Origin of the sequence: Streptomyces sp. NPDC046831, assembly GCF_040645305.1 — a bacterium.
GTDB lineage: Bacteria > Actinomycetota > Actinomycetes > Streptomycetales > Streptomycetaceae > Streptomyces.
The window spans coordinates 41,044-52,876 of record NZ_JBEYXZ010000021.1 but is presented as its reverse complement, the minus strand read 5'-3'; the positions used below and the strand labels follow the sequence as shown (position 1 = coordinate 52,876).

General features: G+C 74.5%; 6 protein-coding genes. All 6 read left to right on the top strand.

Features of this window, described 5'->3' with window-relative positions; all coding sequences use genetic code 11:
* Positions 1 to 91 precede the first annotated feature (91 nt).
* The 6 genes from ABZ920_RS19095 (at position 92) to ABZ920_RS19070 (ending at position 11,473) form a co-directional block, all read left to right on the top strand.
* The gene (locus ABZ920_RS19095; RefSeq protein ID WP_361505896.1) at positions 92 to 697 is read left to right on the top strand and encodes a small secreted protein; all 606 of its coding nucleotides are present in this window, start codon (positions 92 to 94) and stop codon (positions 695 to 697) included.
* 80 nt (positions 698 to 777) lie between these two features.
* Positions 778 to 2,298 carry a methyltransferase gene (locus ABZ920_RS19090; RefSeq protein ID WP_361505893.1) on the top strand — a complete coding sequence of 507 codons (1,521 nt, stop codon included), beginning with the start codon at positions 778 to 780 and terminating at the stop codon, positions 2,296 to 2,298.
* A 361-nt stretch (positions 2,299 to 2,659) separates the two neighbouring features.
* Complete coding sequence (locus tag ABZ920_RS19085; RefSeq protein WP_361505890.1) at positions 2,660 to 2,857, top strand: hypothetical protein; 198 nt, start codon at positions 2,660 to 2,662, stop codon at positions 2,855 to 2,857.
* A gap of 244 nt (positions 2,858 to 3,101) precedes the next feature.
* Positions 3,102 to 5,954: a type I DNA topoisomerase gene (gene topA, locus ABZ920_RS19080; RefSeq protein WP_361505888.1), complete on the top strand. Its 2,853-nt coding sequence runs from the start codon at positions 3,102 to 3,104 to the stop codon at positions 5,952 to 5,954.
* 600 nt (positions 5,955 to 6,554) lie between these two features.
* On the top strand, positions 6,555 to 9,806 hold the full coding sequence (gene tmk / locus ABZ920_RS19075; RefSeq protein ID WP_361505885.1) for a dTMP kinase: 3,252 nt from the start codon (positions 6,555 to 6,557) through the stop codon (positions 9,804 to 9,806).
* A 461-nt stretch (positions 9,807 to 10,267) separates the two neighbouring features.
* Positions 10,268 to 11,473, top strand: a complete 1,206-nt coding sequence (locus tag ABZ920_RS19070) for a DNA polymerase III subunit delta' (protein ID WP_361505882.1) — start codon at positions 10,268 to 10,270, stop codon at positions 11,471 to 11,473.
* Positions 11,474 to 11,833: the final 360 nt, after the last annotated feature.

Below are 11,833 nucleotides of genomic sequence, written 5' to 3'. Positions count from 1 at the left end.
CGCGTGGTGCAAATGGCTTCAAGAAGGAAATAGCGGGCGTCCGGTTCGTGGTGGCCCTGTGGACGGCGTGTATGTTCCGGGGCCGAGAGCCATGGAAGGGACCAATCCGGTGAACAAGAAGCTCGCGGCCGCACTGTCCGGCGGTGCGGTACTGGCACTGGCACTGACGGGCTGCTCCGACAGCAGCGCCGACGACAAGAACGACGCGCTGAACACGTGGGCCAAGCAGGTCTGCGACGCGGTGCAGCCGCAGGCGAAGAAGATCGCGGCCGCCAACTCCGCGATCCAGAAGCAGACCTCGGACAACAGTGCCCCGGCCGACGTCAAGCAGACCGACTCGCAGGCCTTCCAGGACATGTCCGATGCCTACAAGGCGATCGGCGCCGCGGTCTCCCGGGCCGGCGCGCCCGACGTCGACCAGGGCAAGAAGAAGCAGCAGGACGCGGTCAAGGAGCTGAACGACCTCTCCGCCTCCTACGCCTCGCTGAAGAAGCAGGTGGACGCGCTCGAGATCAAGGACCAGGCGAAGTTCGCCGACGGTCTCAAGGGCGTCGCCACCCGCCTGGACCAGCTCAGCAAGACCGGGAACGACGCCCTGAAGAACCTGGAGGAGGGCGACGTCGGCCGGGCGATGGCCCAGCAGCCGAGCTGCAAGTCCGCCTCGGCGCCCGCGTCGGCTCCGGCGACGGGGAGCTGAGCGGCCCCGGTCGCGGGGAGCCGGGCCGCGCAGGGCCCACGCGCGTGTGCGGTGTCGGCGCGAGCCGACACAATGGGGACGTGAGTGACTCCAGCCTGCCCGCCCTGCCCGCCGCCGACCGTCCGGACGTCGCCGTCCGGCTCCGTGAGGCCCTGCTCGGCGCCTCCTTCACCGCCGACGGCCTCCTCGAACTGCTCGGCGCCCCCGCGTACGCGGCGCTGGCGCGCAGCGAGACCGTCCCCGCGCTGCGGGCCACGCGGGGGGACACCCCGCTGGAGACGCTCGTGCGGCTGTTCCTGCTGCAGCACCCGGTGCCGCGGGCGCGCGTGGAAGACGTGCTGCCCGTCGAGGCGTGCCTCGGCAGCGGCTGGCTCAGGCGCGTCGGCGCCGACGAGGTCGCCGCCGCCGTGGACGTACGGCCGTACGGAGGACCGGACGGCGAGGACTGGTTCATCGTGTCCGACCTCGGCTGCGCGGTCGGCGGCGCCGGCGGCATCGGCAGCCGGGCGGAGGGCGTCGTCCTCGGGGTCGGGGGCGCCTCCACGACGCTGGCCGGCATCACCGTGCGCACGCCCGCCGGCTCCGCGCTCGACCTCGGCACCGGTTCCGGGATCCAGGCGGTGCACGCCGCCCGGCACGCCACGCGCGTGACCGCCACCGACGTCAACCCGCGCGCCCTGCACATCACCGCGCTGACCCTCGCGCTGTCCGGCGCCCCGGCCGCCGACCTGCGCCAGGGCTCGCTGTTCGAGCCGCTGAGGGACGACGAGACGTACGACCTGATCGTGTCGAACCCGCCGTTCGTGATCTCCCCGGGAGCCCGGCTGACCTACCGCGACGGCGGCATGGCCGGGGACGACCTGTGCCGCACGCTGGTCCAGCAGGCGGGCGAGCGGCTCAACGAGGGCGGTTACGCGCAGTTCCTCGCCAACTGGCAGCACGTCGAGGGCGAGGACTGGCAGGACCGGCTCAGGTCCTGGGTGCCCCGCGGCTGCGACGCCTGGATCGTGCAGCGCGAGGTGCAGGACGTCACGCAGTACGCCGAGCTGTGGCTCCGGGACGCCGGGGACCACCTCGGGGACCCGGCGGAGTACCAGGCGCGGTACGACGCCTGGCTGGACGAGTTCGAGGCGCGCAAGGTGAAGGCCGTGGGCTTCGGCTGGATCACGCTGCGCAGAACGGGCTCCGCGGTGCCCTCGCTCACCGTCGAGGAGTGGCCGCACCCGGTCGAGCAGCCGCTCGGCGAGACGGTGCGGGCGCACTTCGCGCGCGTCGACTACCTGCGCGACCACGACGACGCGGCCCTGCTCGCCGCGCACTTCCGGCTGGTCCCGGAGGTCGTGCAGGAGCAGGTCGGGCTGCCGGGCGCCGAGGACCCCGAGCACGTCGTGCTGCGCCAGCACCGCGGGATGCGCCGGGCCACCACGGTGGACACCGTCGCCGCGGGCTTCGCGGGCGTCTGCGACGGCACGCTCAGCGCCGGCCGCATCCTGGACGCCATCGCCCAGCTGATGGGCGAGGATCCCGTGCTGCTGCGGGACCGCACGCCCGCGCAGATCCGGAGGCTGGTGGAGCAGGGGTTCCTCGAGCCCGCCCGGTGAGCGCGGCCGGGGCGTCGCGGGGCGTGGGTTCCGCGCCGTGCCGCGCCGCCCTCGCGCCCCTTCCGGTTCTGATCCCTGCCTTCCGGCTCTGATCGCGGACGTCCGTTTCTGGCCGTGTCCTTCCGCTTCCGGTCCCGCCGGTCCGGTGCCGTCCGGTCGTCCCGGTGTCTTCGGCCACTTTTTTGGTCATCTGTCGCGCGAACGCGGACGGTGAGGAAGCCGGTCCGGCGGTGTGCCGCGGCCGCCGCCCCGCGCGCGGCGCCGCGGAGCCCTGCGCCCCGCGTTCACCGGGTGTTGGCCCGGCCGTCGCCCGCGGGTGCCAGCCTCCCGGACCGGGGAACCGGAACGGGAGGGGACAGAGATGGAGACCGGGGCGGCGATCTTCACCGGGGCGGTGTTCGCCCTGTTCGGAGCGGCGCTGCTGGGGTGGACGGTGGTCCGGGTGCGGCACGGGCGGCCCGTCGCCCTCGGGGTGAACCGGACGGCGTCGGCGACGCTCGCCGGCCTGGCCGCCGTCGCGGCCCTCACGGCCGGGGCGTGGTGCTTCACGCGCCTGTGACAGCCACCGGGCGCGGCCGCTGCGGCGGCCTGCCGGCCACTCTCCGCAGCGGCCGGAACGGAACGGCCGGCACTCCGGGCGGCAGGAAGGGCGGTAGTCGGGTTACCGTTCGAGTGGCCGTTGCGAGCTTTTCCCGTTTGACACGGGGGCGGGATGTACCGTCACACTCCGCAGCGTCAGCACCACCCGACCCCGGGAGCCAAGGCCTGGGGAGACCCAGCGTCGACCGGAGAGAAGAGCGAAGTTGTCCCCGACCAGCGAGACCGCGCAGGGCGGCCGCCGACTCGTCATCGTCGAGTCGCCCGCCAAGGCGAAGACGATCAAGGGCTATCTCGGCCCCGGCTACATCGTCGAGGCGAGCGTCGGGCACATCCGAGACCTTCCGAGCGGCGCTGCCGAGGTCCCCGAGAGGTACACCGGCGAGGTCCGCCGCCTGGGGGTGGACGTCGAGCACGACTTCCAGCCCATCTACGTGATCAACGCCGACAAGAAGGCCCAGGTCAAGAAGCTCAAGGACCTGCTGAAGGAGTCCGACGAGCTCTTCCTCGCCACCGATGAGGACCGCGAGGGCGAGGCCATCGCCTGGCACCTGCAGGAAGTGCTGAAGCCGAAGATCCCGGTCAAGCGGATGGTCTTCCACGAGATCACCAAGGACGCGATCCGCGCGGCCGTCGCCAACCCGCGCCAGCTCAACCAGAAGCTGGTCGACGCCCAGGAGACCCGCCGCATCCTCGACCGCCTCTACGGCTACGAGGTCTCGCCGGTGCTGTGGAAGAAGGTCATGCCGCGGCTGTCCGCGGGCCGGGTCCAGTCGGTCGCGACCCGGCTCGTGGTGGAGCGCGAGCGCGAGCGCATGGCGTTCCGCTCGGCCGAGTACTGGGACCTGACGGGCACCTTCTCGACCGGCCGCGCGGGCGACCCGTCCGACCCCTCGACGCTGGTCGCCCGGCTGCAGACCGTCGACGGCCGCCGTGTCGCGCAGGGCCGCGACTTCGACTCCCTGGGGCAGCTCAGGAGCGCCGGCACGCTCCACCTGGACGAGGTGAACGCCCGCGCCCTGGCCGCCGCCCTGGCGGACACCCGCTTCTCCGTCCGGTCCGTCGAGTCCAAGCCGTACCGCCGCTCGCCGTACGCCCCGTTCCGTACGACGACGCTGCAGCAGGAGGCCAGCCGCAAGCTCGGCTTCGGCGCCAAGGCGACCATGCAGGTCGCCCAGAAGCTGTACGAGAACGGCTACATCACGTACATGCGTACGGACTCCACGACCCTGAGCGACACGGCGGTCTCCGCCGCCCGCGCCCAGGTCACCCAGCTGTACGGCGCCGACTACCTGCCGGCGCAGCCGCGCACGTACGCCGGGAAGGTGAAGAACGCCCAGGAGGCGCACGAGGCGATCCGGCCTTCGGGTGATCGTTTCCGCACGCCCGCCGAGACGGGGCTGACCGGCGACCAGTTCAAGCTGTACGAGCTGATCTGGAAGCGGACGGTCGCCTCCCAGATGAAGGACGCGACGGGCAACTCCGTCACGGTGAAGATCGGCGGCATGGCCGCCGACGGCCGGGACGTCGAGTTCAGCGCGTCCGGCAAGACGATCACCTTCCACGGCTTCCTCAAGGCGTACGTCGAGGGCGCGGACGACCCGAACGCCGAGCTCGACGACCGCGAGCGCCGGCTGCCGCAGGTCGCCGAGGGCGACGCGCTGTCCGCCGAGGAGATCACCGCCGACGGCCACGCGACCAAGCCCCCGGCCCGCTACACCGAGGCCAGCCTGGTCAAGGAGCTGGAGGAGCGCGAGATCGGCCGTCCGTCGACGTACGCGTCGATCATCGGCACCATCCTCGACCGCGGGTACGTGTTCAAGAAGGGCACGGCCCTCGTGCCGTCCTTCCTGTCCTTCGCCGTGGTCAACCTGCTGGAGAAGCACTTCGGGCGGCTCGTCGACTACGACTTCACCGCCCGGATGGAGGACGACCTCGACCGCATCGCCCGCGGTGAGGCGCAGGCGGTGCCGTGGCTGAAGCGGTTCTACTTCGGCGAGGGCACGGTCGAGGGCGCGGCCGCCGACGCCGGCAACGGTGACGGCGACCACCTCGGTGGCCTCAAGGAGCTGGTGACCGACCTGGGCGCGATCGACGCGCGCGAGGTGTCGTCGTTCCCGGTGGGCAACGACATCGTGCTGCGGGTCGGCCGCTACGGCCCGTACATCGAGCGTGGCGAGAAGGACACCGACAGCCACCAGCGCGCCGACATCCCGGCCGACCTGGCGCCGGACGAGCTGACCGTCGAACTGGCGGAGGAGCTGCTCGCCAAGCCGAGCGGCGACTTCGAGCTGGGCACCGACCCGGAGACCGGCCACACGATCGTCGCCAAGGACGGCCGCTACGGCCCGTACGTCACCGAGGTGCTGCCCGAGGGGACTCCCAAGACCGGCAAGAACGCGGTCAAGCCGCGCACGGCCTCGCTGTTCAAGTCGATGTCGCCGGACACGGTGACCCTCCAGGAGGCGCTGCGGCTGATGTCGCTGCCGCGCGTCGTCGGCACCGACGCCGACGGGCAGGAGATCACCGCGCAGAACGGCCGCTACGGCCCGTACCTGAAGAAGGGCACGGACTCCCGTTCGCTGCAGTCCGAGGACCAGCTCTTCACGATCACGCTGGAGGAGGCGCAGGCCATCTACGCCCAGCCCAAGCAGCGTGGGCGGGCGGCCGCCAAGCCGCCGCTGAAGGAGCTGGGCGAGGACCCGGTCAGCGGCAGGCCGGTCGTCGTGAAGGACGGCCGCTTCGGGCCGTACGTCACCGACGGCGAGACCAACGCGACCCTGCGCTCCGGCGACAGCGTCGAGACGCTCACGCCGGAACGCGGCTTCGAGCTGCTGGCCGAGAAGCGCGCGAAGGCGCCCGCCAAGAAGACGGCGAAGAAGACCGCCAAGAAGGCGACGTCCGCGTCGAAGACGACGGCGGCGGCGAAGAAGACGACCGCGAAGAAGACGGCCGCCAAGAAGACGGCCACCGCCAAGAAGACCACGGCGAAGAAGACGACGGCGAAGAAGACGGCCGCCACGAAGGCGACGGCGTCGAAGGCCGCCTCGGAGGACTGATCCGCCGGCGGCGGCCGAGGCGACCGGGGCGCCCGTACTGGGGCACGGGCGCAGGGACCGGCTCGGTCGGCAGTCCGTCCGGCCGCCGCGGCCGGTGCCGGCACTCGGCGCCGCAGCCCGTGCCCGCGGTCGGCGCCGCAGCCGCTGCTGGCGCGCCGCCGTCACGGCCCGTGCCGGCGCGTGCGCGGCGGGGGGCGGCTCCGGCGGCACGCCCTTCGCTGTCCTTGGCGGCAGCGCCCGGGCCCGGTCCGCGCGGTGGCGTGTCCGGGTGCCGGGCGCGGTGGGTTCCCGGTCGCGGGCGCGGTGGCGTCTCAGGGTTCTCGGACGCGGCGGCGTCCCCGGTTTCCGGGACCACTTCGTGTTCCGGCGCGGGTCAGGAGTGATCGCGCGGCGGTGGGGAATCGGTTTCTCGCCGGCCGCCTGGCCGGCCGCGGCCTGGCGCACCGTCGGGACGCGGACAGGACGCGGTCCGTCGCTCCCCTCCCGGGCTGTGCACACCGGGTGCACGAAACGAACGTCTCGGCATCACTTGGGTGACGGGACGTGCGCACGTTCGGGCGGGCGCCACGGGCCGGCAGCGCATCCCGATAGGCTGATTGCATGACGCGAGCCGAGCAGCCAACGGCCCCCACTCCGGCCCCTGACGACGCCCTGGTCGCCGATTCGCGGGAGCGCGCCCTCCGCGCGCTGCTGCGCCGGCCGCAGCTGAGGCGCCTGTGGGGCGCCCAACTGGTGGGAAGCGTCGCTGACACCCTGACCCTCCTGGTCCTGGTCCTCCTGGTCCTGCAGGCGGCGATCGCCGAGAACACGTTCGGTGGCGGCTACCGCGGCGCGGCGTTCGCCGTGGCGGCCGTCTTCGGGGCACGGATCCTCGCGACGCTGCTCTTCGGCGCGGTCCTCCTCGGACCGCTGACCTCCCTCACCTCCCGGGAGGGACCGCTCGACCGCCGCTGGACGATGGTCGGCGCGGACGGCGTGCGCGCGGCCCTGCTGATCGTCGCACCGCTGTGGATCGACTGGACGCCGGGCGACGCGCCCGCGTTCCTCCTGGTCACGGCCTTCGTCGTCGGGATCGCCGAGCGTTTTTGGACGGTGTGCCGGGAGAGCGCGGCGCCCGCGCTCCTGCCCGCGCCGCCCCCGGAGGGCGCCACGGTGCGCCCGCTGCCGGACCACATGGGCACCCTGCGCCGGCTGTCGCTGCGGACGGCTTTCGGGGCCTTCCCCCTCGCGGCCGCCGTCCTGGTCCTGGCGGCGCTCCTGAACAACGTGCTCGGCACCGGCATCGACTGGTTCGCCCAGCACCAGGCGGCGCTCGCCGCCTTCGTCGCGGCCGGCCTGTTCGCCGCCTCGCTGTCCGTGCTGACGGCCCTGGAGCTGCCCGACACGCGGACCCCCCGCCCGCGGTCGCCCCTCGAGGGACTGCGCCGCCCGCGGACCGGCACCACCGTGGACAAGGGCCGTACCGGCGCCCTTCCGCTGCTGGTCACGGCCTGCGCCGCGGTCGCCGGCGCGATCGCCGCGGCCGTCGCCGTGTGCGTGCTGCACGCCAAGGACCTGGGCGGCGGGCCGGTGCTGTACGGGTTGCTGGTGCTCGCCCTGACCGGCGGGGTCGTCGTCGGCATCCGCACGGCGCCCAGGGCCCTGGAGTCGCTCTCGCGCCGCCGGCTGCTGTCGCTGGCGATCGCGCTCACCGGCGTCGCACTGCTGGCCGCCGGCCTCGTGCCGGACGTCACCACCGTGCTGCTGATCCTGGCCCTGGCCGGGGTGAGCGCGGGCGTGGCCGCCAACACCGGGCACACCCTGCTCGACCAGGAGACCGAGGACCACCGCCGGGCGCGCACGACCGAGCACCTGCACGCGGTGGTACGGGTCTGCGTCGCGCTCGGCGCCGTGATCGCCCCGGTCGTCGCGGGCGCCATCGGGCCGCACCGGCTGGAGAACGGCAGGTTCGTCTTCGCGCACGGGGGCGCCGCCTTCACGCTGATGCTGGTCGGCGCGCTGCTGCTGCCGGTCGCCGCGCTGGTGTTGGCGAAGGCCGACGACCGTTCCGGCGTGCCGCTGCGGCAGGACCTGCTCGACGCGCTGCGCGGCGGCGACGACCCGGCGCAGGTGCCCGCGTCGAACGGTTTCTTCATCGCCCTGGAGGGCGGTGACGGGGCCGGCAAGTCGACCCAGGCCGAGGCGCTCGCCGAGTGGATCAGGGCCAAGGGGCACGAGGTGGTCCTCACCCGCGAGCCGGGGGCCACGCCCGTCGGCAAGCGCCTGCGGTCGATCCTGCTGGACGTGTCCTCGCAGGGCCTGTCGCACCGGGCGGAGGCGCTGCTGTACGCGGCCGACCGCGCCGAGCACGTCGACACGGTCGTGCGGCCCGCCCTGGAGCGGGGCGCGGTCGTCATCTCCGACCGGTACATCGACTCCTCGGTCGCCTACCAGGGCGCCGGCCGCGACCTGTCCCCGACGGAGATCGCGCGGATCTCCCGCTGGGCGACGAACGGGCTGGTCCCGAACCTGACGGTGCTGCTGGACGTCTCCCCGGAGACCGCCCGGGAACGTTTCACCGAGGCGCCGGACCGGCTGGAGTCGGAGCCCGCCGAGTTCCACGCCCGGGTGCGGGCCGGCTTCCTGACGCTGGCCGCCGCCGACCCCGGCCGCTACCTCGTCGTGGACGCGGGCCAGGAGCCCGAGGCCGTCACGACGGTCGTCCGGCACCGGCTGGACCAGATGCTGCCCCTGTCCGAGGCCGAGGTGAGGGCCCAGGAGGAGGCCCGCCGCAAGGCCGAGGAGGAGGCCCGCCGGAAGGCGGAGGAGGAGGCCCGGCGCAAGGCCGAGGAGGAACGGCTGGAGCGTGAGCGCCAGGAGCAGCTCGCGCGGCTGCGCGCCGAGGAGGAGGAGCGCAAGCGGCGCGAACTGGAGGAGGCGCAGCGGCGCGAGGCCGAGCGGCAGGCCGAGGAAGCCCGGCAGCGGGCCGAGGAGGCACGCCGCCGGGCCGAGGAGGAGCGGGCGCGCCTGCTCGCCGAGGAGCAGGCCCGCGCCGAGGCCGAAGCCCGGCGCAAGGCCGAGGAGGAGCGGCTGCGCAAGCAGGCCGAGGAGGAGGCGCGACTGCGTGCCGAGGCCGAGGCGCTGCGTCTGGAGAAGCAGCGCAAGGCCGAGGAGGCCCTGCTGCGCGCCGAGCAGGCACGGCGGGCGGCGGAGGAGGCCGCGGCCGCCGCGCAGGCGGGTCCGGCGCAGCCGGCTCCCGGGCAGGCGACGGCTCCGGCGGTCCCGGCGGACGCGATGACCGTGCCGACGCCGGTGGTGACGCCGACCAACGCCTCGGGCGGTCCGGCCGAGGAGACGGCCGTGCTGCGGCCGGTGCGGGACGAGCGGACCGGCGGCACGCCCTCGTGGGCGGCCGGGGAGTCCGAATCCGAGGTGACCGCGAAGCTCCCGCAGCCGCCGGTTCCGCCGGCCGCCGGGGAGGAGACGACGGTGCTCCCGCCGGTGGGCTCCGCCGGAGCGGCGGACGAGACGGCGGTGCTGCCGCCGGTTCCGGCCGAGGACCCCGAGGACCGGGTGCCCCCGGGCTTCTTCCGCGACGAGCGCCCCGCCGACGGTGAGCGCGCGGCCCCGGCCGGAGCCGGTGGTACCGCGCGGCCTGGTGGTTCCGGCGGTTCCGACGACCGCACGCGGGAGCTGCCGCGGCTGGATGCCGAGGGCGGGGCCGCCCCGCGCCGGCCGCGTCCGGACTGGGCGGAGGAGACCCCGCTCGACGACCTGCCGACGCTGGCGGACGAACTGCTGGGCCCTCGCGAGGACGACGGGGAGCCGGACGACGGCCGGGGCCGCCGGGGTGGCCGCGGCCGGCGCGGCTGATCCCGGCCGGGGCGACCGGACCGAGCCAGCCGTGCACGCGCCGGGTGCGCGCGACGGCTGGTCCGGTGACCCGGTAGGGCTGGTCCGGTGACCCGGTAGGTGGTGGGTGGCCCGGCGGTTTCGGTGGGCCGCCGCGGGCGCGGTTGGTGGTCGCCGTCCCGGTGGCCGGCGCTGGTGTTGCTTCCGGTCGTCCTTCCGGTGGCGCCCGTTGGTGTCGCTTCCGGTCGTCGTTCCGGTTGGCCGTCGGCTGGTGTCGCTTCCGGTTGTCCGGTCCGGTCGACCGCCGCCGAGGCCGCTCCGGGCCGCCGTGCCGCCGAACGGCCGCCGAGGCCGCTGTCCCGCGTGCGCCTGCGGGACGGGGCCGGGTGCCCGCCAGGCCCAGGGCACCCGTCCCGTTTGTCAGTCCTCACCGTCACAATGGATCCGGCACCACAGAACCTGACGGAAGGGCGGCGTGACCCATGACCGTGTGGGACGACCTCGTCGGGCAGGAGAAGGTCAGCGAAGTGCTGACCGCCGCTGCCCGTGACGCCGACGCCCAGGTCACCGCCGCGGCGACGGACGCACCGCCGCCGGAGGCGTCGAAGATGACCCACGCCTGGCTGTTCACGGGACCGCCCGGCGCCGGCATCACGCAGACGGCGCGCGCCTTCGCCGCCGCGCTGCAGTGCGTCAGCCCCGACCGCGCCCTGGGCGGGGTCCCCGGCTGCGGCTTCTGCGACGGCTGCCACACGGCGCTGATCGGGACGCACGCCGATGTCAGCACGGTCGCCGCCGACGGCACGCAGATCCTCGCCGCCGACATGCGGGACACCGTGCGCAAGTCGTTCACCTCCCCGGCGAACGGCCGCTGGCAGGTGATCCTCGTCGAGGACGCCGAGCGGCTGAACGAGAAGTCCGCGAACGCCGTCCTGAAGGCCGTCGAGGAGCCGGCCCCGCGCACGGTCTGGCTGCTGTGCGCGCCCTCCATCGAGGACGTCCTGCCCACGATCCGCTCGCGCTGCCGCCACCTGAACCTGCGCACGCCCTCGGTGGACGCCGTCGCCGACATGCTCGTGCGCAGGGAGGGCGTCGAGCCCGGCCTCGCGGCCGCCGCGGCCCGGGCCACCCAGGGGCACATCGACCGGGCCCGCCGACTGGCCACCGACCCCGCCGCGCGGGAACGCCGGGCCGCCGTCCTGAAGCTCCCGCTCCGCATCGGCGACGTCGGCGGCTGCCTGAAGGCGGCCCAGGAGCTGGTCGACGCCGCCGCGGACGACGCCAAGGCGCTCGCCGAGGAGACGGACGGCAAGGAGACCGAGGAGCTGAAGGCGGCGCTGGGCGCGGCGCAGGGCGGCCGGCTGCCGCGCGGCACGGCGGGCGTGATGAAGGAGCTGGAGGACAAGCAGAAGCGCCGCCGCACCCGGACCCAGCGCGACAGCCTGGACCTGGCCCTGACCGACCTCACCGCGCTGTACCGGGACGTCCTCGCCCTCCAGCTGGGCTCCAGGGTGGCGATAGCCAACGCCGACGCCGAGGACACGCTGGAGCGCCTGGCGCGGGACAGTACCCCGGAGTCCACCCTGCGCCGCATCGAGGCGATCGCCGCCTGCCGCGACGCCCTCGACCGCAATGTGGCCCCGCTCCTCGCCGTGGAGGCGATGACCATGGCCCTCAGAGCAGGCTGACGCAGCCGCCGCGGGCCTCGCCGCCGACGCGCGCCGTGGGACCGCCGCCCACAGACCGCCAGCGGTCGACCAGGCCGCCGCTCCGGTGTCCGCCCGGCCGCTTTCCGTGCCCGCCCGGCCGCTTTCCGTGCCCGCCCGGCCGTTCCCGTGCCCGGCCTGGCGGCCGACGAGGCCGCCGTCCGTCGTGCGGGGCCGTGAGGCCGACGAAGCTGCCGCGCACCCCGCCGCGGGCGCCGACGGCCGCCCATCGGTGCCCGCCCGCGGCCGGACGGGCCGCCGTCTCACCCCGCCCACCTGCGGCTGACGGTGTCACTCGTACGAGGCATGGTGTGTACGCTGAGCGTTCATATCGTCGCAGGC

Excerpts from the sequence above, each read along its gene's own strand:
- ABZ920_RS19095 (WP_361505896.1), top strand. The coding sequence starts at position 92 with ATGGAAGGGACCAATCCGGTGAACAAGAAGCTCGCGGCCGCACTGTCC.
- ABZ920_RS19085 (WP_361505890.1), top strand. The coding sequence starts at position 2,660 with ATGGAGACCGGGGCGGCGATCTTCACCGGGGCGGTGTTCGCCCTGTTC.
- tmk (WP_361505885.1), top strand. The coding sequence starts at position 6,555 with ATGACGCGAGCCGAGCAGCCAACGGCCCCCACTCCGGCCCCTGACGAC.
- ABZ920_RS19070 (WP_361505882.1), top strand. The coding sequence starts at position 10,268 with ATGACCGTGTGGGACGACCTCGTCGGGCAGGAGAAGGTCAGCGAAGTG.